This is a genomic window from Rheinheimera soli (genome assembly GCF_031457405.1).
Lineage (GTDB): Bacteria > Pseudomonadota > Gammaproteobacteria > Enterobacterales > Alteromonadaceae > Pararheinheimera > Pararheinheimera soli_A.
Map to the genome: position 1 here is coordinate 34,324 of NZ_JAVDWR010000019.1, position 20,090 is coordinate 54,413.

Sequence of the window (20,090 nt, forward strand, 5' to 3'; positions counted from 1 at the left end):
TTTTTATCTCAGTTTTAAAGTAGCTAAACCAATCAGCACAAAAATGACTGACAAAATCCAGAACCGCACAATAACGCGCGGCTCGGGCCAGCCTTTTAATTCGTAATGGTGGTGAATAGGTGCCATGCGGAAAATACGCTGACCACGCAATTTGTACGAACCCACCTGCAAAATTACAGATACGGTTTCCATCACAAAAACACCGCCCATAATAAAGAGCACTATTTCCTGACGGACTAAAATGGCAATCACACCTAATACAGCACCTAAAGCTAAAGAACCTACATCGCCCATAAAAACCTGAGCTGGATAGGTATTAAACCAAAGGAAACCGAGACCTGCGCCGACTAGCGCAGCACAAACCACCACCAATTCGCTGGCATGAGGCAAATACGGAATATTCAGATAGTTGGCAAAATTCACGTTACCGCTGGCATAGGCAATAATGGCAAAAGCAAAAGCCACCATAATGGTTGGCACTATGGCTAAACCGTCCAAACCGTCGGTTAAGTTCACTGCGTTGCTGGTACCTACCAGCACGAAGTAACACAAAGCAATGTAGATAAAACCCAGCTGTGGCAGTACATCTTTAATAAAGGGCACTACTAAACTGGTTTCAACCGGGCGTTCAGCTGTGGCATACAGAAAAAATGCGATAGCGATGGCAAACAAGGATTGCCAGAAGTATTTCCATTTGGCGATTAAACCTTTTGGATCTTTGCGAACCACTTTGCGGTAGTCGTCAATAAAACCAATCCAGCCAAAGCTTATCAGCGTGAAAATCACCACCCAGACGTATTTATTGCCAAGGTCAGCCCACAGCAGAATACTGGCCAACACCGAAGCTAAGATCAGCAACCCGCCCATAGTAGGGGTGCCTTTTTTCGAGAAGTGACTTTGTGGGCCATCATCCCGTACCGTCTGACCAATTTGCAGTTGTTGTAACCTGGCGATCAGCTTGGGACCAAAATACAGGCTCAGCATTAAGGCCGTTAAAATACCCAGAATAGACCTGAAGGTCAGGTAACTGAATACGTTAAAAGCATTGATATATTGAGTTAAATACTCGGCTAACCACACTAACATGAGCTGATCTCCTGCTGACATCTTTCTAGCAAGTCCTGCACGACCAATTCCATTTTGGCGCTGCGCGAACCTTTGACCAGTACTGTGCTACTCGACTGTTCATCAAGGATCGGGCTTAACTTTTGGATCAGTTGCTGACGGGAACTAAAATGGGCCCCTTGGCCGTTAAATAAATCACTGGCGCTCTGTGATAACACACCCAAGGTGAATAACAGATTAATTCCTTTTTGTTTGGCGTATAAACCTACTTCTTCATGGTACAAACGGGCATCAGCGCCCAATTCACCCATATCGCCAAACACTAATACTCTGAAGCCAGGATAAGTGGCTAACAAATCGATAGCCGCCTTAGTGGATTCAGAGTTCGCGTTGTAGGTATCGTCAATCAGACGTAATTTGTCGCTGGCCTGAGTGACATTAATCCGGCCTTTGACCGGTTTCATCGCCGCTAAACCTAATTGCACATCAGTCAGGCTGGCACCTAAGGCCAAAGTCGCAGCGGCTGCAGCCAGCGCATTAGCCACATTATGTTTGCCAGGTAACACCAGCTGAATAAAAATACGGCCTTGCGGGCAGACTAAGTCAAAACTGGCGCAACCCTGTTCATTCAGCACTATATGTTCAGCAGTAAAATCTGCGGCCTGAGTGCTGCTAAAGGTCAACACCTTTTTATTCTGTAGGCGTTTTAACCAGTAATCAGAGAATTCACTGTCCAGCGGCACTATGGCAACACCAGCAGGGCCTAAAGAGCCATAAATTTCGCCTTTAGCGCGAGCCACACCAAACAAGTCACCAAAACCTTCCAGATGGGCTGCCGCCACATTGGTGATAATAGAAACTTCAGGTTTGACCAAAGAGGAGGTATAAGCGATTTCACCTAAATGATTGGCGCCCAGTTCCATCACAGCGTACTGATGCTGCTCTGTTAAACGTAATAAAGTGAGAGGCGCGCCTATATCGTTGTTAAAGTTACCGGCAGTCGCCAGCACATTGCCAATACGATCCAAAATGGCAGCCATCATTTCTTTGACAGTGGTTTTACCCACACTGCCGGTCACAGCCACAGACTTAGGATTGACCTTTTGCTTTACGGCTGCCCCTAAAGCACCTAAAGCTAAACGGCTGTCGGCGACAATAATTTGCGGCACTGCGACATCCAACTGCTGCTCAACAATTAAAGCGACTGCGCCTTTGCTGACCACATCAGCAGCAAACTGATGACCATCAAAGTTCGGGCCTTTTAAGGCAATAAACAAATCGCCCTGATTAATATTGCGGCTGTCTGTGCTGACGCTGTTGATCTGAATATCAGCGCCAACCAATTGTCCCTGCACTAGCTGTGCTATTTCTTTTGTTTGTAAAGGGATCATAACGCAGTCTCCGTTACCAGTTGTCGAACAAAAGCACGTTCGTCATATGGCAAAACTTCATGGCCAATGATTTGATAATCTTCATGGCCTTTACCGGCGATCAACACCAGATCACCAGCTTTGGCTTGTTCTAATGCGCTGCGTATGGCCGTTTTACGATCGGTGATCAACTGATACTGGCCAGCAGTGCAGCCTGCCGCTATATCCAGACAAATCGCTTTCACATCTTCAGTGCGTGGATTGTCAGCGGTAATAATGAGTTGATCCGCTAAACGCTCTGCAATAGCGCCCATTAGCGGTCGTTTGCCTTTATCTCTATCGCCACCACAACCAAAGACCACCCAAAGCTGGCCCTGACAATGGTTGCGAACTGCAATTAATGTTTGTTCCAGCGCATCTGGCGTATGGGCGTAATCCACCACAGCCATCACCTTACGGCCTGGTTGATAAAACTGTTCGATGCGGCCCGGCACGCTGCATAGTTGTTGTGCTGCCACAACTAAAGTGTCAAAGCTATGACCCAGCTGCAACATAGCCCCCATGGCCGCCAAAACGTTTTGAATATTAAATTCACCCAGCACTTTAAGCTGTAATTGCTGCTGTTGGCCTAAATGGCTGCTTAAGCGGAACTGATAACCCAGCGGGGTAATTTCCAGTTGGTCGTAGGCCAGATATTCGCTATAGCCCACACAGTCTGTTAACTGACCATAAGCCAATACAGGCAGAGTGCAGTCAGCAGCCAACTGACGACCAAAATCGTCAGAGACATTAATCACAGCTTTTTTGGCTAAATCTGGCTTAAATAACAAAGCCTTAGCTTCGCCGTAAGCTTGCATAGTACCGTGGTAATCCAGATGATCGCGGGTTAAATTGGTAAACACAGCCACTTCAAACTGCAAACCAGCCACACGCTGTTGCACTAAAGCATGAGAAGACACTTCCATCGCAACCAGCGCTTTGCCTTTGGCCGCTTCAGTCGCCTGAATACGGTGAAGAATACGGTGAATATCCACCAGATGAGGTGTGGTGTTATTCAGTGCCGTCAGATTGCGGTAATCGCCATAACCTAAAGTACCAATCACAGCGGCTTGTTGCTCTAGCAGCACAGCCAACTGATTAACAAAAATCGCCGTGCTGGATTTGCCGTTGGTGCCGGTAATACCTACAAGTTGCTGTGCCTGATGCGGATAAAAAGTTGCAGCCAAGGCTGGCAACAGTTCAACCAAATCAGGTACAACCACAATACGTTGATCATTCAGCGCGCTCTGAGTGTCGGTCAACACCAGCGCCGCACCAGCAGCTAAAGCTTTTTCAATAAACTGATTGCCATGAGTCTTGGTGCCCGGCAGAGCTAAAAACACATCGCCGCTTTGCACTTCCAGACTATTGATGCGTAAATTCTGTAACGGCAAAGCAGCCACAGCAGTGGGCAGCTCAATTGCAAAAGGTGTCAGCCATAGCTGAAGTGAGTTAGCCGGCATTAGGCACCTCACTGATTTTGCTGATACGGCTGTCGTTGGCATCAGGCGCAATATTCAGTAACTGCATAGCAGCGCCCGACACAGCAGAAAACACAGGAGCAGCAACTTCACCGCCGTAATAATAATCACCACTTGGTTCGTTGATAATAACCACAACTGCAATGCGAGGATCAGAAATAGGAGCTACGCCAGCAAAAGAACCAATATAGTCATCGCTGTAACCACGGATACCGGCTTTTTTCGCCGTACCTGTTTTACCACCTACTCTGTAACCCGGCACTGCTGCTTTTTTTGCACTGCCACCTGGGCCAACCACAGCTTCCAGCATAGCGACCATATTGTCGGCATGTTGTTCGCTGATCACCCGCTCACCTTGTGGCTTTTTCGTGGTTTTAAAAATAGATAATGGGTAAGCCACACCACCATTGGCGATGGTGGCGTAAATACGTGCCAGCTGGACCGCATTCACAGTAAAGCTATAACCAAAGGATACTGTGGCTAAAGCGTGTTCGCCCCAACGACGTTGTTCACGTAACACACCCGAAGTTTCGCCTGTCAGGCCTAAACCTGTTTCTGAACCCACACCCATTTTGTAATACATATCAAGAAATTTGTCGGTGGGCATACCTAAAGCTAAACGGGTGACCCCTATGTTACTGGACTTGCGCATGATGCCGGTCAGGTCCAGATCTCCATAACCATTGACATCACGCACCAAGCGGCCACCAATACGTACAGGGCCATAACCTGTAGAGATCACTGTGTTCATAGTGGCAGTGCCATTTTCCAAAGCGGCTAAAACGGGCAAGGGTTTAATGGTGGAACCTGGCTCGAAGGTATCTGTGATAGCACGGTTGCGGTATCTGTTGCTGTCAGCATTTTTTCTGTTGTTTGGGTTGTAGGAAGGTGCATTAGCCAACGCCAGCACTTCACCGTTATGCACATCAACCACCACTACAGAGCCTGAAGTAGCACCAAACTGCATCACAGCTTTTTTCAGCTCACGGTAAGCCACCGCCTGAATACGCTGGTCAATACTCAGCTGAATATTGTTTGACGCCTGACCATCAGTTTGTGACAGGACTTCAACTTCACGGCCTTTGGCATCTTTGCGGATGGTTTTTAACGCAGGCTTGCCGGTTAAAACGTCGTTAAACTGACGTTCAATGCCTTCCATGCCCTGATCATCCACATTGGTAAAACCCAGAATGTGGGCAGTCACTTCACCTGCCGGATAATAACGGCGGGATTCCTGCTGAAAGGCTATGCCCGGGATTTTTAACTGTTTGATGTAATCCACAGTAGCAGGACTGGCCTGGCGCTGCAGATAAACAAAACGTTTGGAATCATCGGCACCAATTTTGTCCGACAACTGCTGCGGGCTGATTTGCAGCATATCAGCCAGCGCATGCCAGCGACGTTCGTCAATTTTATGTCTGTTACGCAGCACCAGTTGTGGATCGGCCCAAATCGATTTGACAGGCACACTGACCGCCAACTCTTCGCCGTTACGGTCTAAAATCATGCCGCGCATCGCAGCGTCAGCTTTTACCCTAAGTGAGCGCATATCACCTTGTTCCAGCAGCATTTCAGGCTCCAGCACCTGTAAATATGCCGCACGGATAATCAGAGCGCTGAATACCGCTAACAAAGACACTATTACAAAAGCAAAACGCCAACTGATGACAGTCGGCTGTTGATTCTTTTTCGCCTGTTTTTTAGGTGCTGCTGGTTTTCTTATCATGGCTGCTGCACCACCACATCTTGTGGGCCACTGGGCCTGACCATATTGAGTTTGTTCGATGCCAGCTCTTCAACCCTGCTGTGCTCGGACAAAGCCCTTTGCTCCAGCAACAAATTGCGCCACTCCATTTCCAGGGTGTCGCGATGTTGCAGTATTTTATCTTCGTACATTGTCAGTTGGCGGTTCATATGAGTGAACTCCACCACAGCCAGAGCTGAACCTAAACAACACAACATCAGCACCAGCAGAAACTTGTGCTGCCAGATATCGCTGATGATCAGACGGTTCAGTTTGATGGCGCTCATGCGGTTTTCTCCGCTATACGTAGCACAGCGCTGCGGGCTCTGACGTTGTTCTCGAGCTCAGCATCCGACGGCATAATAGCTTTGCCAATCAGTTTTAATGGGGTGTACAGGTTCAGTTGGTCCTGAGTCAGAGGCAAACCTTTAGGAATGGCAGCGCCTTTGCTTTTTAAACGCATAAACTGCTTCACCATCCTGTCTTCCAGCGAGTGGAAACTGATCACAGTTAAACGGCCACCAGGTTTTAATACATGTACAGCAGCGTCCAGCGCAGTTTTGATCTGATCCAATTCGCTGTTGATATAAATGCGAATGCCCTGAAAGCTGCGGGTCGCAGGATGTTTTTTCTCTTTGTGGCTTTTGGGTACTACTGTACTGATTAAGCTGGCCAGTTGAGAAGTACGGGTCAGTGGTTGCTCACTGCGGCTGTCCACTATGGCGTTAGCAATACGCCAGGCTGATTTTTCTTCGCCGTATTCACGTAAAACAAAAGTAATGTCTTCGACATCAGCTTTCGCCAGCCAGTCGGCAGCTGAAATACCAGAAGTTGGATCCATCCGCATATCCAGCGGCCCATCACGCATAAAGCTGAAACCTCGTTCAGCGTCATCCAGTTGTGGTGAAGACACGCCTAAATCCAGCAATATACCGTCTACTTTGCCGGTAATTCCGTGGTCTTCAGCAATTTGAGCTAAAGCCGCAAAGGGGCTATGGGTAATAGAAAAACGAGGGTCAGCCAATAAAGGCGCAGCTGCCACAATAGCAGCAGGATCGCGGTCAATACCGTATAAACGGCCTTGTTCTCCTAGTTTAGATAAGATCACTCTGCTGTGACCACCGCGGCCAAAGGTACCGTCGAGATAAATCCCGTCGGGTTTGATGGCTAATCCGTCTATGGTCTCAGCCAATAAGACAGAGATATGGGCGCTTTGATCCATTAGAGTACAAAATCCTGCAGCCGCTCTGAGATCTCGGCGTCGACGGACATATCACGTTCAATTGCCATATCTTCGGCAACACGTTTATTCCACGTCTCTTCGTCCCAGATCTCGAATTTGTTAAGTTGTCCGACTAAGCGGATGTTTTTTGTCAGGCTGGCATGGCTTCTTAGTGGCGCAGGTAATAGAATGCGGCCGCTTTTATCCATGTCACAATCCGACGCGTGGCCTATCAATAAACGTTTAAAGCGCAACTCTTGTGGGTTCTGGTTGGATAAACGCTGCAATTGCTCTGCAACCTCTTCCCATTCAGGCAGTGGATACAGCAGTAAACAAGGATCTTTGGTGTGAATAGTACAAACCATGGCTCCTTCGGCATCAGCAAATAAGGTATCGCGGTAACGCGTTGGAAGCGCTAACCGACCCTTATCATCTAATGTTAAAGAAAACGACCCACGGAACATGTTAATCCCACTTCATTGTTGTTTGATCCTGATATTTGATCCACAAATACCCACAATTTCCCACTGATGTACAGTTTAGGGCCGCAGAAGAAAGCTTGTCAAGGTGAAAACCCCTTTGTTTGATCATGTCAGATCCAGTAAAAACGCGGCTTAGCGCGAAGATCCTGATTTCTGTGGGAAAAAGTGGAAGAAAAAAACCACAAAATAGTTTGAAATTTTTTATTTAGTTACGCATAACTCAATGATTCAGACTAACGACCAGCCGCATGCGACCAAGGAGCTGTTACCAAACTGATAACAGCGCTTTTTCCGTGCGGAAGTTCTCAATAACCTTATGATTTTATTTGATAAAAACTGACATACCACCAAAGGACTCCAGAAGCGCTGGCTATAAACGATAATAACTGCAAAAGCTTCTCAGTTTCGGATTAAGACAAAAAAAGCAGAACAATACGCGGTTAACTATGAGACACAGCCAATAAAATAAAACTCCTCAGAGTAAGCAAGCACTTACAACAGAGATGAAAAAGCCCTGGCAGTGATTAGAGCTCCAGGGCTCAAAACAGGGAAATCAGCGACGCACTGCAGAAGCGGGTCGGGCTAACTGAAAAATATCAGCTGCTACCCTGCTGTACCCTGAACCACCAATACGACTGATTAAATCCATTTTCTGAGGATCAGGCATGCCATTGGCATCCAATAACGAAGGATTGATATACAGAGCCAGCACTTGTGCAAAAATCACTTCGCAGCTTGGATTTTCAGGTGGGTAAGGTTGCAACTTTGCCAGCCGGCATTCCAAAGCCACAGGAGCCAAAGCCACCCGCGGCACTTTGATTTGACTGGACGCGGCCTGTTCAAGGCTGGCAAGTTCAAATTCACTTTGATCAGCAGGTACAGCAGCCGCACTGATATTCATTTCATTCGCCAATGCATAAGGCACCAGATTCACGACAAAATCATGAGTGGCTTCAATATTTAAGCTGGTGTCTTTGCGGCTGCCATCGGCTTTATGCTGGGTGGAGATCATCAAAGTGGGTGGCTGATCTGTCACCATCTGAAAAAAGCTAAAAGGTGCTAAGTTCAATACACCGTCCGCAGACAAGCTCGATACCCAGGCAATAGGACGAGGGGTAATAGTGCTGGTTAACAGCTTATAAGCAGCTGAAGGCTCCAGTTGCTGCAAATTAATCCACATTAATAAAGACTCCAAAAATATAAAATGAACCCCAACACAGCAGCTCCCGCTATCACCCGCATCAACCCCTGCTTCGCTACAAACAAGGCAATAGCCGCCAGTACAGTGATACATACTGCTTGCCAATCGATGGCCCCAGAAAAACCAGTTGGCCACACCACATGGTAGGCAAAAAACAGCGCTAAATTAACAATAACCCCGACGACCGCAGCACTAATTGCAGTTAATGGTGCAGTGAGCTGTAACTTGCCTTGAGTGGATTCCACCAGCGGGCCGCCTGCAAGAATAAAAATAAAGGAAGGTAAAAAGGTAAACCAGCTCACCAGAAGCGCGGCTGTAATTCCCGCCAGCAGCATCAAATCAGGCCCAAAGCTGGCCTCTACATAAGCCCCAACAAAAGCGACAAACACCACCACCATAATCAGCGGACCTGGTGTGGTTTCCCCTAAAGCCAGGCCATCCATCATCTGGCCTGGAGTTAGCCAGCCAAATTTATCGACAGCGCCCTGATAGACATAAGGCAGGACTGCATAAGCTCCGCCAAAGGTCAGTAAGGCTGCTTTGGTAAAAAACCAGCTCATTTGGGTCAGTTGATGCTGCCAGCCCAAACTCAGGGTCAATGCCAGCATAGGCACAATCCAAAGCACTAAACCGCAAGCCATCACAACCACAAAGCGGCTCCAGCGAAATAACGCATGTGAAGGAGTGGGTGTTGTATCGTCAATTAATGCCGGACCATAACTTTGTTGTGTTGCGCTGTGGTTGTCTTGTGAAAACACTGCAGGCGCAACTTTACTGCCGATAAAACCAATCAAAGCAGCAGACAAGACAATAAGCGGAAAAGGCAGTTTGAAGGCAAAAATAGCTACAAAAGCGGCAACGGCTATAACCCACAGCAGCGGATGCTTCATCACCCGCCCACCGATACGCCAGGCGGCATGCAGCACTATGGCGGCTATCGCAGGTTTAATGCCATAAAACAAAGCAGCCACCCATGGGTGCTCGCCATACACCAGATAACCCCAGGACAGCAGCACCAACAACAGCAAAGACGGCAGAATAAATAACAAACCCGCTATGATTCCACCCAGAGTGCGATGCATCAGCCAGCCTAAATAAGTGGCCAATTGCTGCGCCTCAGGACCAGGCAACAGCATGCAATAATTCAACGCATGCAAAAACCGGCCTTCACTGATCCAACGGCGTTTTTCTACCAGCTCGTTATGCATCAGGGCGATCTGCCCTGCAGGCCCGCCAAAGCTGATACAACCCAGCTTTAGCCAAAACCAGAAGGCTTGCCAAAAGGGGATACTGATCGATGGTGATGGCTTTGTGGGCGTCATAACAGCTCATTGCAAGGAAAGAACAGGCAGAGGTTAACAAAATTCAGCTGAAGCTTGCTACCTTGCCTGAGTGAATACAAACAAAGTGTCTGTCTGCAACTTACCTCATCACCAGCTCAGCAGAGTCAGAATGCTCCTTTCCAACCAGTTGTAGCAATTGGTTGGCCCTGCAGGACCAGCTATGACGAAGCAAAGCTTCGGATTGAGCTATTTGCTCAGGTTTGTGTTCATCCAATCCCAGTTGCAATAACTCTGAGGCCTGATGAAAACCGTATACCCCCTCCGCAGGGCTGAATTGCTGCTCAAGAAAACTATTGTGCCGCGTTAATACAGCAGTGCCAGCCGCCAGTGAGGTCAACAGCCTCTCATGCAATCCGGCGCTGAAACCAGGGTGATCATGCAAAACAAACTGACTACGGCTAAACAATTGCTTTAACTCTTGCCAGGTCATACTACGTAATATCAAATGAGAGCTTGCTCCAACCTCATTCCAGCCCCGCCCGGCAATAGCCAGTTGAATACCCGCTTCTGCAAAGTCGTGTACCAGCTGATTTCTGTTTCGGCCACGTAAAAACAGATCAGCCAGCCGCAAAAAATTCAGAGTATTAGCATCAGCCTCTAGTACACCGCCCTTTTCACCAAAACGAAGTACAGATAATAAGGTCGGCAAACTATCGACTGCCGGGTCCATCAGCAATTCAAGTAATTTGGGGTGCGCTGCGTGCAAAGCTGAAATCTGTGCAGTTTCATCAAAGTAGCTGGCAGGAAATAAAATCCCAACGTCTGTTGCTGGCCTTGGTGCCAGACTGCGTACTTTTGTAGCATGCAGAAACTGTTCAGCGTCAAAACCAAGTCGGGTTAGCCAGTTCACATGACTTTGGTCGACACATAAGAGTTTGAGCCAGGTTTTATGTGCGGCAAAACGCTGATAGTGATGCACCGGATGATCCAACAACCAGCTAAAACAAGGCAACTGATTCAGTGCATCAAGACAACTCACATAATCCAAACCTAAACCATTGATACCGAAAATAAACTTTATATTTTTATTTGCGATAAGGTTATACAAGTGCAGTAAATGCTGTTCATGGCTTTGTTCTGCAGATAAAGGAAACCACAAAACTTCATAGTTCAGTCGACCCAGTTCAATGGCCAGCTCCTGCAAGAAATTACTGGCCACACCATACTGAAATTGTCCGGAAATAATTAATACATAATTGGTTTTCATTGAGCTTTACCTGCCAGAAGGGAAACGCTACAGGCTACATACTCAAAATTTGAGAAAAAATCAGTTGAAACGAGAACTCTATATGTCCTTGAATTCATTTATTTATCCCTGTTTTACACAGGATCGAATTCAAACAAATAAAATACAAAACATCAACATAAATAAAACATGACATCAAATAGAAGGGACAAGCAGCCGCTATAAAAAAGGAATTTATTCAGTAGCAAATGCTGTAGTGAAAGTGACAAGCCACTTCTTACCGATCTTTAACCGGTAAAAAGGGCATGATACAAAGAAGGTGTGAGTTAGCCCGTTAAGCCGGGTTCTGTCGTGGACAATCATTCCTCTAGGACGTACGTCACCGCACGCCTCAAGCAACCTACCCGCCCCCAACGCGGGCCGCGCCAAAGGGGGCCTATTTGGTCTTGCTCCGAGTGGAGTTTACCGTGCCACGAACTGTTACCAGCCGCGCGGTGCGCTCTTACCGCACCCTTTCACCCTTACCTGATCCCCTGCTTGCGCAAGGGCCATCGGCGGTTTGCTCTCTGTTGCACTAGTCGTCGGCTCGCACCGCCCAGGCGTTACCTGGCACTCTGCCCTATGGAGCCCGGACTTTCCTCCCCCTGCTTACGCAGGCAGCGATTGTCTGGGCCAACTCACGGCGCGCATTATAGGGGAATAAGGTTTAATCGCCCAGCTTTAATTCCAAAGCCAAAAAATTAGTCCGCAGCCCCCCAACTTAAGCCCAATTTATACAAGGCGTTTTTCTTTTCACCGTGAATTTCTGCGGTTAAAGCTGCGGCTTTTTTTAGTGGTAATTCGCTCATTAAGAGTTTTAAGGTTTGCTGAGCGGCAGGGTTAATTTCTTCTTCGGCGGCTAAAGTCGGCGCTATCATCAGCACCATTTCGCCCTGACAACGGGCAGGGTCTTCATCCAGCCAGGCTGTGATTTCTGCTGCTGTGCCATAAACAAAGTTTTCAAAAGTTTTTGTCAGCTCTTTTGCCAGTACCAGCTCACGTTCGGCGCCAAAGATTTTTACCACATCTTCTAAGCAGTCTTTGATACGACGGGCGGTTTCATAACAAATTAAGGTGCCCACACCTTGCGGAATAGCGCTCAACACGTTCTGACGTTGCTGGCTTTTGGCTGGTAAAAAACCAATAAAATGGAATTTATCTGTAGGTAAACCAGCACAACATAAAGCACTGATCAAGGCACAAGGGCCAGGAATGGGTACTACCCGTACACCGGCATCCCGGCATAAACGCACCAGGCTGTAACCCGGATCGCTAATCAGCGGTGTGCCTGCATCAGAAATCAAAGCAACATCTTCACCTGCCTGCAATTTTTGCAATAAAGTGGCAGCACGTTGCTTTTCGTTGTGATCATGCAGCGCCAGCATTTTGGCTGAAATACCTAAGTGGCTGAGTAACTTACCACTGTGCCTTGTATCTTCCGCCGCCACCCAGGCGACAGAGCTTAAGGTTTTAATAGCGCGCTGACTGATATCATCTAAATTGCCGATGGGCGTGGCTACTATGTATAAATTTCCGCTTTGTGCAGTCATATGGCGCTTATTCCGTTGTACTTGAATTACTTTGGCTGGAATTCATTGAGCTTAGGCACGGCACTGAGTAAGATACCTGCATGTTTCCTTCATTGTACCTGTGCATTGTGAAATCCAGCAAACTGAAGCCACTTATTCTTTTGGGCAGCGCCATAGCGTTAGCCAGTTGTTCTTCCTCGCCACAACAGGCAGCTCCGGTCAAACGGACGCCTGTAGTCCAGCCTGCCGTTGAGGCTGAAGATGAGGTGGAAATAGTTAAAATCGAAAGGCCTTTGTCCGGCGCCGACTTTATTGAACAGGCGGGCCAGCAACAAGGTTCAGAGCAGCAATGGCAGTTACTGGAAGCGGCCAAAGCGCATTTGCAACAAGGTGAAATTGAACAAGCCTTAGCGATAAGCCGGGTGCTGGCACAACAAGCCACTGCTGAAGTGCAGCAAGCCAATTTATTGCCTTTTTTTCAGGGTCTGATCGCAGCTGATAATCATGAAGATATTCAGAAATTCAGCAGTCAGTATTCGTTAAGCTCATTCAGAGCTGCAGACAAAACTTCTTATTTACAAAGCCTGGCGCAGTATCAGAGCAGCAGAAGAGAGTCGGACAAGGCCGTTAAAACCTACTTGCAATTGTTGGCACTGCAACCGAAGCAAAGTGCGTATCAAAGCGGTTTGTGGCAGCAGTTGGGTATGCTTACGCCGGATCAATTACAAAACCTGAGCCAAAGTGGTGATAACACTACTCAAGGTTGGGCTCAGCTATTGCAGTTACACCAACAGCATTTGGGCAACAGGGCGGCTTTAACTCAGGCGATTAGCAACTGGCAGCAGCAATACCCAAACCTGCCGTCTCTGCAGCAATTACCAGATGAAATTCAGCAATTAAGTGCTGTAGACGCCTTTTCACCTCAAACTATTGCAGTCCTGCTGCCTTTTAGCAGCAACTTCCGCCAGCACGCTGAGGCTATTCAACAAGGCATTCTGGCTGCATCAGCCAACCAGCAAGCCCGTTTGATTTTTATCGACAGCCAGACAGACACTGCGGCACTGCAGCAACAACTGGCCGCTGAACAAGTGGATTTTGTGATTGGGCCTTTGTTAAGAGAGCAAGTGGATGCCATTTCACAGCAAGCCGACTGGACCATCCCTACGCTGTTTTTAAATGGTAAAACCGATTTGGTGCAACAAGCTGCCGATAAGTTTTATTTCTCCTTAAGTGTGGAAGATGAAGCTCATCAAATGGCGATGCTGTTTAAACAGAAAAACTATAAACAGCCTGTACTGATGGCTTCCCGTAACCCGCTCAGTCAGCGTATGGCCGAACAGTTCAGCCGTGACTGGAAACAAATAGCAGGTAAAGAACCTGAAACTTATTGGTTTGCAGATCAAGCAGGCATGGAAAGCACCATTAAGCAGTTACTGGAAACAGCAGCCAGCGAACAGCGTATTCGTGATATCAGCAAACTGGCAGGGGAAAGTGTCAAAGCTGAACCTCATAGTCGTCAGGATATAGATGCCATTTATTTGCTGGCCGACCCGGCACAAACCCGTTTACTGAAACCTTATATAGACGTGTCAGTGGCCCCAACTAAAACAACAGTGCCTGTGTATGCCAGTTCGCGCAGTCATCAGAAATCGGCTGAGTTTACCGATAGGCGCGACTTACTGGGTTTAACTTTTACCGAAATGCCCTGGATGCTCAGTACGGGTCAGCAACTGGAATTCCGTCAACAGTTTGAGCAGCTGTTTCCACAGCAGGATGAAACTCTGCAACGTTTATTTGCTATGGGCTACGACGCCTACCACTTAGTGTACCGTTTAAAGCAGCAGCAACAATTTCCGGCTCTGCGTTATCAGGGCTTAACGGGGAATCTGGCGTTGTCTGCAGGTGGACAGGTTCAGCGACAGTTAACCTGGGGCAAATACAGTAAGGATGGCTTGCTGACCCCACGGACGCCCTGAATGAGCAAAAGCACAGGGCAGTTTTATGAACAACAAGCCTTAGTGTTTTTAGAGCAACAAGGTTTACAACTGGTGCAGCAAAATTACAGTTGTCGCTTTGGTGAAATTGATTTAGTGATGCGCGAGCAACAAAGGCTGGTTTTTGTTGAAGTAAAATTCAGGCGCAGCAACAGCTTTGGTGGTGCTGCTGCAGCTGTCACTTTGAGCAAACAGCAAAAATTGACACGTACAGCTTTGTACTATTTACAACATTCACAAAGTACTGGCCAGCAGCATTGCCGTTTTGATGTAGTGGCCATTACCGAACAGCCGGCAGAGATTCGCTGGATTAAAAACGCTTTTGCAGGAACAGCTAACTAATGCAAGACCATATCAGGCAACTTTTTACTGAAAATATTCAAACCATGATAGCGACAGGCGAAGCTTTGTCTGCGCCTATCGAAAACGCCGCCGTCAGTCTGGTGAACTGCCTGATCAATGGTGGCAAAGTGATTTGTTGTGGTGAAGGTGCGTCTGCAGCTTTAGCCACGCATTTTGCTCAGCTGTTGTTGGATCAGTTTGAAGCAGAACGGCCTTGTTTACCGGCTTTTGCCTTGTCAACCAACAACTCAAGCCTGCAACCAGGCAATCAGGTTAACCCTGATCATCTAGCGCGTCAGGTCCGGGCTTTAGGCCAGACCGGCGATGTGTTGGTGGCGATTTCGATGACGGGCGAAGAACATAATCTGATTAAAGCCGTTGAAGCGGCTTTAACCAAAGATATGACAGTGGTGGCTTTCACTGTAGATAACAGTGGTGAATTGTCTGGTTTACTGGGCAATCAGGATACTGAATTGAAGGTGCCAGCGCACAGACCGGCCCGGGTATTTGAGTGTTATACCTTTTTACTGCATGCGTTATGTGAACTCATCGACATAACTCTGTTTCCGCAACAAGGAGATCTCTGATGTTGAAAAAAATAATGCTGGTGTTACTGACCAGTTGGCTATTACAAGGTTGTGCCGCAGCTGTGCTGGCAGGCGGAGCTACAGCTGTCAAATCAGCGGGCGACCCTCGCACTTTGGGTAGTCAGATTGACGATAAAAGTATTCAAATTAAAGTCACTCGCTTATTGAGTGAAAACCCTGAAACCAAGGACAAAGGCAATATCAATATGACCAGTTACAACGGCATAGTGCTGTTAACAGGCCAGGTGCCGAATGAACGTGTACGTGAAGTGGCCGCTGAACTGTCCAGAGTGGATGGCGTGAAAGATGTGCATAACCAATTACGTGTTGGCAGCGAAATCAGTTTTGGCACTGGCAGCAAAGACAGTTGGCTCACGACCCGTATTAAAAGCAAATTTCTGGCAGATAAAAACGTCAGTGGCTTAAATATCAAAGTAGTGACGGAAAACGGTGAAGTATTTTTAATGGGTTTAGTCAGTCAGCAAGAAGCAGACCGAGCCGTCAACCTGGCGCGTAATGTCGACGGCGTAGCTCGAGTCATTAAAGCCTTTGAATACAAAAACTAGTGAGATATCAGGGTCAGAGCCTAAGCTCTGACCCCAGCAATTCAGCATTCCTGCAAAGCTTTGAGCACTTTCGAATGAAATTCACGGTGTTTCATAATCAGTAATACTAAAACAGAAGTGGCCATAAATAATCTGGGGTCAAGAAACCAGGATAAAGTGGCTAACGAGAAGTAAATTGACCGCAAACCATAGTTAAATGAATGCCCCGCCTGATCGATCACTTTCGCTGTTCTGTTGGCATACAAGGCTTGTTCTTCTGATGTCATTTCGCGGCCATCTGGTGCTGCACCTATCAGCACACCACCAAAGCCATACTGGCGTAATGACCAGGTAAACTGGAAAAAAGCGAAAACATAAATGACTGCCAGAAATAAGATTTTCACCTGCACAGTTTCTTTATTTTGTGCTGTCCATGGAGTCAGGTAACTTAAGACTTCGCTGATGCTGCCGCTTGAGGCCAAAGCCGTTAATAAACCCGCCAAAATCAGCAAGGTACTGGACGCAAAAAAGGATACATTACGCTCCAGCGTTGAAATCAGCGCTACATCAGCCATTTTGTTGTCGCGGTTCAGCATTTGTTTCATCCAGTCATTACGCTTGCGGCGCAGTTCAAAGGATAAACAGCTCAAGGTTTTCGCTTTGCGTTTGGCCACTACTGTGTACCCGACCCAAAGCGACAAAAACCAAATTACAGCTACTAAATCAAGCAAAGTCAGCATAACAAACCTTATTCCAGAGACAATTCAGTTGCCAGTGGCAACCTAAAATAAAAACAAGCACCACCTGTGTCGGCGCGCTGATAACCAATTTCACCACGCATGGCCTTGATCAGATCTTTGCAAATGGCCAGGCCTAACCCTGTGCCAGCCACTTGCCTGCGATCGGATGAATCTGCCTGAGAAAACTTCTCAAATAATCTGGGTTCAAAGCTGTCAGACACGCCCTGGCCCTGATCAATCACAGACACCCTGACTGTTTTGGCGTATAACTCCATAGTCACCCGCACCGAAGCGCCTACAGGTGAATGCCGTATCGCATTCGCCAATAAGTTGGCCATCACTTGTTGCACTCTGACTTCGTCTACTTCCACCCATAAATCATCCTGCTCAGCAGAAAACAATTCAAGCGTCACCTGACGCTGCAAGGCTAAGGGCTGGTTCAAGTCTATCGCTTGTCTGAGCAATTCAGCCAAAGGCCAGAGCCTTAACTTAAACTGCATTTTATTCACGGCCAGCTTTTCTATATCCAGTAAATCGTTGATCAGTTTACCTAACCTCTGACTGTTTTGCTGCGCCAGCATCAACATATGTTGCTGCTTATCGTTCAGCTCACCCAAAGCACCACCCACAGCCAAACCTAAAGCGCCGCTGATCGCAGTGAGGGGTGTACGCAGTTCGTGACTGACAGTAGAAACAAAATCATTTTTTAACTGCTCTACCTTTTTCCGCGCTGAGATATCACGAATAAGCCAGACATGGCGCGCCTGGCCTTGATGCTCTGTGCTGTTGCGTGATAAATCCATCGCAAAAACTTCACCTGTATGGCGCGCTCCCAGCAATTCTATTGCAGTGCCGTCCCCAGGATCCACAGTGGCTAATATATCCGCCTGACCCGAAGCCAAAAGTATACTAAAAGGCCGCCCCGCTAACTGAGCCGGCAAGTAACCAAATACAGTACTGACAGCGCTGTTCACCCGCTCTATAGTACCATCCGGATCTGTGGTGACTATCACATCCAGCACACTGTCCATAATACGGCGTGAGTAGATTTCATTGTCTTGCAAGGCATCGGCAAATAAGGCGCTGCGCCGGTAAGAATAAAGCAGCCAGGCCAGCATCAGACAAAACACAACAGACAAAGATGCTCCGGCTAGACGCCATTGCCACAAGCCCCAGCCTGTAGCTTCCTCCATAAAACGCACAGCAATTTGCCAGTCTGCGCCTTTGATATTTAAATCCAGGATCAAGGCTTCGTCATTGAATAAATGCGAATAACCAAACAACACCTGACCAGAGCCTGCGCCTTTTTCCCTGATCCCGACCTGCACCTGATAACTGTTGGCTTGCTGCAACAGCATCTGATTAAAAGTAGTTAAATCCAGTACTGTGCTGATAATGCCCCAGTAACGGCCATCGTTCAGAAATAACGGCAGCCGGTAGACGTAACCATCCCCGCCCTGAACAAGAGCGACAGGGCCAACTAACCTGGGTTCTTTGTCATCTATCAGTTGTTTAATGTCAGGCCATTGTTGTGGCAAATTCTGGTAGTTCAGGCCCAAAGCCCTTTCATTGCCCTGCACCGGATAAATCAGCGTCAACACATTGTCCGGCGCCAGACCTATATTGCGGATATGTTTGCCCTGCTCCAGCAAACTGTGCAGCAAAAATAACATTTCTTTTTCGGCCAGCTTGCCGTCACTGGCGCGTATATGAGACGCCAGACCCAGGCTCATATACAAAGAGGGGTTTAATTCGGATTCGACAAAAGAACGCAGCTGCCCTGATAAGCCGACCAATTGTTGCAACGCCTGATTCTGCCGCTGCTCCACCAGTTGTCTGGCCTGATACTCGGTAATAATTGCGGCACAACATAAACATAAAAACGGTACTAACCATTGCCAGGGCAACAGCCAGTGAGATTGTTGTTTTAACACATTGCTCTGTTCCATGGTTCATAACCTGTTGAACATCTTCTGGTATCGCCAGTGACTATAACCTATACAGCAGCTATTACTCTATGCCCCCATCACAGAGTGCAACAGAATAAAAGTTGATCCGCTTACTGAGTATCCCGCCCAGCCGTGTTAAACTGCGACGCCCTGACGGCATGACACTGCATCAGTAGAGGAGAGCGCTGTGACTGAATTAATTCTGCAAACCCCGGACGACTGGCACTTACATTTTCGCGATGGCGATATGCTAAAAGAAACTGTGGCAGCCACTGCCCGTTGTTTTAAGCGCGCTATCGTAATGCCCAATCTTGTTCCTCCTGTCACTAATGCTGCAGAAGCTTTAGCTTACAAAGAACGTATTCTGGCCGCCCGTCCAACAGGCAGCAGCTTTGAACCTCTGATGGTGTTGTATTTAACAGACCAAACGTCAGCTGAAGACATCAAAGCCGCCAAAGCCGCAGGTGTAGTCGCCGCTAAATTGTATCCGGCAGGCGCTACGACAAACTCTCACTCTGGTGTCAGCAGCTTAAGCAAACTTTATCCTGTACTGGAAGTGATGGCCGAACAGCAGATGCTGCTGTTGGTACATGGTGAAGTGACAGACAGTCATATCGATATTTTTGATCGTGAAAAAGTCTTTATCGATCAGCATTTAACTCAGCTGATAGATACCATCCCTGGCTTAAAAGTGGTGTTTGAACATATCACCACAGCGGACGCTGTTGAATTTGTGAAAGCAGCACCAGAGCGTGTTGCCGCCACTATCACCCCTCAACATTTATTGCTGAACCGCAACGATATGTTGGTTGGTGGCGTGCGCCCGCATAACTACTGCCTGCCGGTATTAAAACGCCGCACGCATCAGGAAGCCTTGCGTGCTGTGGTTGCCAGTGGCAATACCAAATTTTTCTTAGGCACAGATTCAGCCCCTCACGCGAAACATCGTAAAGAAGCTGCTTGTGGCTGCGCCGGTTGTTACAGCGCCTGGAGTGCCATTGAGTTATACGCTCAGGTGTTTGAAGATTTAGGTTGTTTAGACAAATTAGAAGGGTTCGCCAGCCACTATGGCCCGGACTTTTACAACCTGCCCCGCAACAGCGGTACCATCACCTTAGTGAAACAAGACTGGACAGTACCAGCGGAAATCACCTTACCTGATGGCAGCCCTATAGTGCCGTTTTTCGCTGAACAGCAATTAAGCTGGCAGTTGAAGCAAGGTTTATAAGCGT

At 47.6% G+C, this 20,090-nt stretch carries 18 protein-coding genes and 1 other RNA gene; 5 read left to right on the forward strand and 14 right to left on the reverse strand.

Annotated elements, in window-relative coordinates; genetic code table 11:
* Positions 1-3: 3 nt before the first annotated feature.
* The 12 genes from mraY to rsmI all read right to left on the reverse strand — a co-directional run bounded on the left by mraY (position 4) and on the right by rsmI (position 12,722).
* Positions 4-1,086, reverse strand: coding sequence for a phospho-N-acetylmuramoyl-pentapeptide-transferase (gene mraY / locus J2W69_RS17890; RefSeq protein ID WP_310281029.1), 1,083 nt, complete (start codon positions 1,084-1,086; stop codon positions 4-6).
* On the reverse strand, positions 1,080-2,456 hold the full coding sequence (locus J2W69_RS17895) for a UDP-N-acetylmuramoyl-tripeptide--D-alanyl-D-alanine ligase (protein ID WP_310281031.1): 1,377 nt from the start codon (positions 2,454-2,456) through the stop codon (positions 1,080-1,082). Before J2W69_RS17895 ends, mraY begins: the two co-directional genes overlap by 7 nt.
* Positions 2,453-3,937 carry a UDP-N-acetylmuramoyl-L-alanyl-D-glutamate--2,6-diaminopimelate ligase gene (locus J2W69_RS17900; protein WP_310281033.1) on the reverse strand — a complete coding sequence of 495 codons (1,485 nt, stop codon included), beginning with the start codon at positions 3,935-3,937 and terminating at the stop codon, positions 2,453-2,455. Before J2W69_RS17900 ends, J2W69_RS17895 begins: the two co-directional genes overlap by 4 nt.
* Positions 3,927-5,681, reverse strand: a complete 1,755-nt coding sequence (locus J2W69_RS17905; protein ID WP_310281035.1) for a penicillin-binding transpeptidase domain-containing protein — start codon at positions 5,679-5,681, stop codon at positions 3,927-3,929. The genes J2W69_RS17900 and J2W69_RS17905 overlap by 11 nt, the downstream gene beginning before the upstream one ends.
* Positions 5,678-5,986, reverse strand: coding sequence for a cell division protein FtsL (ftsL, locus tag J2W69_RS17910; protein ID WP_310281037.1), 309 nt, complete (start codon positions 5,984-5,986; stop codon positions 5,678-5,680). Before ftsL ends, J2W69_RS17905 begins: the two co-directional genes overlap by 4 nt.
* Positions 5,983-6,921: a 16S rRNA (cytosine(1402)-N(4))-methyltransferase RsmH gene (gene rsmH, locus J2W69_RS17915; RefSeq protein ID WP_310281039.1), complete on the reverse strand. Its 939-nt coding sequence runs from the start codon at positions 6,919-6,921 to the stop codon at positions 5,983-5,985. The genes ftsL and rsmH overlap by 4 nt, the downstream gene beginning before the upstream one ends.
* On the reverse strand, positions 6,921-7,385 hold the full coding sequence (mraZ, locus tag J2W69_RS17920; protein ID WP_008900104.1) for a division/cell wall cluster transcriptional repressor MraZ: 465 nt from the start codon (positions 7,383-7,385) through the stop codon (positions 6,921-6,923). The genes rsmH and mraZ overlap by 1 nt, the downstream gene beginning before the upstream one ends.
* 571 nt (positions 7,386-7,956) lie before the next feature.
* Positions 7,957-8,583: a flavin reductase family protein gene (locus J2W69_RS17925; RefSeq protein ID WP_310281041.1), complete on the reverse strand. Its 627-nt coding sequence runs from the start codon at positions 8,581-8,583 to the stop codon at positions 7,957-7,959.
* Positions 8,583-9,926 carry a chromate efflux transporter gene (gene chrA, locus J2W69_RS17930; RefSeq protein WP_310281043.1) on the reverse strand — a complete coding sequence of 448 codons (1,344 nt, stop codon included), beginning with the start codon at positions 9,924-9,926 and terminating at the stop codon, positions 8,583-8,585. The genes J2W69_RS17925 and chrA overlap by 1 nt, the downstream gene beginning before the upstream one ends.
* A 100-nt stretch (positions 9,927-10,026) precedes the next feature.
* The gene (locus J2W69_RS17935) at positions 10,027-11,154 is read right to left on the reverse strand and encodes a glycosyltransferase (RefSeq protein WP_310281045.1); all 1,128 of its coding nucleotides are present in this window, start codon (positions 11,152-11,154) and stop codon (positions 10,027-10,029) included.
* Positions 11,155-11,452: 298 nt separating this feature from the next.
* Positions 11,453-11,812, reverse strand: an RNA gene (rnpB, locus tag J2W69_RS17940) — RNase P RNA component class A.
* A 61-nt stretch (positions 11,813-11,873) separates the two neighbouring features.
* Positions 11,874-12,722, reverse strand: coding sequence for a 16S rRNA (cytidine(1402)-2'-O)-methyltransferase (gene rsmI / locus J2W69_RS17945; RefSeq protein ID WP_310281047.1), 849 nt, complete (start codon positions 12,720-12,722; stop codon positions 11,874-11,876).
* 80 nt (positions 12,723-12,802) lie between these two features.
* Between rsmI and J2W69_RS17950 the strand changes: the two genes are divergently transcribed.
* The 4 genes from J2W69_RS17950 to dolP are packed head-to-tail and all read left to right on the forward strand — an operon-like array spanning position 12,803 to position 16,190.
* Positions 12,803-14,677 carry a penicillin-binding protein activator gene (locus J2W69_RS17950; protein ID WP_310281049.1) on the forward strand — a complete coding sequence of 625 codons (1,875 nt, stop codon included), beginning with the start codon at positions 12,803-12,805 and terminating at the stop codon, positions 14,675-14,677.
* A complete protein-coding gene (locus tag J2W69_RS17955) occupies positions 14,678-15,037 on the forward strand; it encodes a YraN family protein (protein WP_310281050.1) in 360 nt (119 codons plus the stop codon).
* Positions 15,037-15,624, forward strand: coding sequence for a D-sedoheptulose-7-phosphate isomerase (locus J2W69_RS17960; protein ID WP_310281052.1), 588 nt, complete (start codon positions 15,037-15,039; stop codon positions 15,622-15,624). Before J2W69_RS17955 ends, J2W69_RS17960 begins: the two co-directional genes overlap by 1 nt.
* Entirely contained in the window at positions 15,624-16,190 is a 567-nt protein-coding gene (gene dolP / locus J2W69_RS17965) for a division/outer membrane stress-associated lipid-binding lipoprotein (RefSeq protein WP_310281054.1), read from the forward strand. The genes J2W69_RS17960 and dolP overlap by 1 nt, the downstream gene beginning before the upstream one ends.
* Before the next feature lie 41 nt (positions 16,191-16,231).
* Here dolP and J2W69_RS17970 read toward each other — a convergent pair whose 3' ends face one another.
* Positions 16,232-16,909: a DUF599 domain-containing protein gene (locus J2W69_RS17970; RefSeq protein WP_310281057.1), complete on the reverse strand. Its 678-nt coding sequence runs from the start codon at positions 16,907-16,909 to the stop codon at positions 16,232-16,234.
* Positions 16,910-16,917: 8 nt separating this feature from the next.
* The gene (locus J2W69_RS17975) at positions 16,918-18,858 is read right to left on the reverse strand and encodes an ATP-binding protein (RefSeq protein ID WP_310281059.1); all 1,941 of its coding nucleotides are present in this window, start codon (positions 18,856-18,858) and stop codon (positions 16,918-16,920) included.
* Between the two features lie 187 nt (positions 18,859-19,045).
* On the opposite strand from J2W69_RS17975, the gene pyrC reads away from it, so the two are divergent.
* Positions 19,046-20,086, forward strand: a complete 1,041-nt coding sequence (gene pyrC / locus J2W69_RS17980) for a dihydroorotase (RefSeq protein WP_310281061.1) — start codon at positions 19,046-19,048, stop codon at positions 20,084-20,086.
* Positions 20,087-20,090 lie beyond the last annotated feature (4 nt).

Bases quoted from the DNA above. Each gene is read 5' to 3' on its own strand.
- mraY (WP_310281029.1), bottom strand. From the start codon at position 1,086: ATGTTAGTGTGGTTAGCCGAGTATTTAACTCAATATATCAATGCTTTT.
- J2W69_RS17895 (WP_310281031.1), bottom strand. From the start codon at position 2,456: ATGATCCCTTTACAAACAAAAGAAATAGCACAGCTAGTGCAGGGACAA.
- J2W69_RS17900 (WP_310281033.1), bottom strand. From the start codon at position 3,937: ATGCCGGCTAACTCACTTCAGCTATGGCTGACACCTTTTGCAATTGAG.
- J2W69_RS17905 (WP_310281035.1), bottom strand. From the start codon at position 5,681: ATGATAAGAAAACCAGCAGCACCTAAAAAACAGGCGAAAAAGAATCAA.
- ftsL (WP_310281037.1), bottom strand. From the start codon at position 5,986: ATGAGCGCCATCAAACTGAACCGTCTGATCATCAGCGATATCTGGCAG.
- rsmH (WP_310281039.1), bottom strand. From the start codon at position 6,921: ATGGATCAAAGCGCCCATATCTCTGTCTTATTGGCTGAGACCATAGAC.
- mraZ (WP_008900104.1), bottom strand. From the start codon at position 7,385: ATGTTCCGTGGGTCGTTTTCTTTAACATTAGATGATAAGGGTCGGTTA.
- J2W69_RS17925 (WP_310281041.1), bottom strand. From the start codon at position 8,583: ATGTGGATTAATTTGCAGCAACTGGAGCCTTCAGCTGCTTATAAGCTG.
- chrA (WP_310281043.1), bottom strand. From the start codon at position 9,926: ATGACGCCCACAAAGCCATCACCATCGATCAGTATCCCCTTTTGGCAA.
- J2W69_RS17935 (WP_310281045.1), bottom strand. From the start codon at position 11,154: ATGAAAACCAATTATGTATTAATTATTTCCGGACAATTTCAGTATGGT.
- rsmI (WP_310281047.1), bottom strand. From the start codon at position 12,722: ATGACTGCACAAAGCGGAAATTTATACATAGTAGCCACGCCCATCGGC.
- J2W69_RS17950 (WP_310281049.1), top strand. From the start codon at position 12,803: ATGTTTCCTTCATTGTACCTGTGCATTGTGAAATCCAGCAAACTGAAG.
- J2W69_RS17955 (WP_310281050.1), top strand. From the start codon at position 14,678: ATGAGCAAAAGCACAGGGCAGTTTTATGAACAACAAGCCTTAGTGTTT.
- J2W69_RS17960 (WP_310281052.1), top strand. From the start codon at position 15,037: ATGCAAGACCATATCAGGCAACTTTTTACTGAAAATATTCAAACCATG.
- dolP (WP_310281054.1), top strand. From the start codon at position 15,624: ATGTTGAAAAAAATAATGCTGGTGTTACTGACCAGTTGGCTATTACAA.
- J2W69_RS17970 (WP_310281057.1), bottom strand. From the start codon at position 16,909: ATGCTGACTTTGCTTGATTTAGTAGCTGTAATTTGGTTTTTGTCGCTT.
- J2W69_RS17975 (WP_310281059.1), bottom strand. From the start codon at position 18,858: ATGGAACAGAGCAATGTGTTAAAACAACAATCTCACTGGCTGTTGCCC.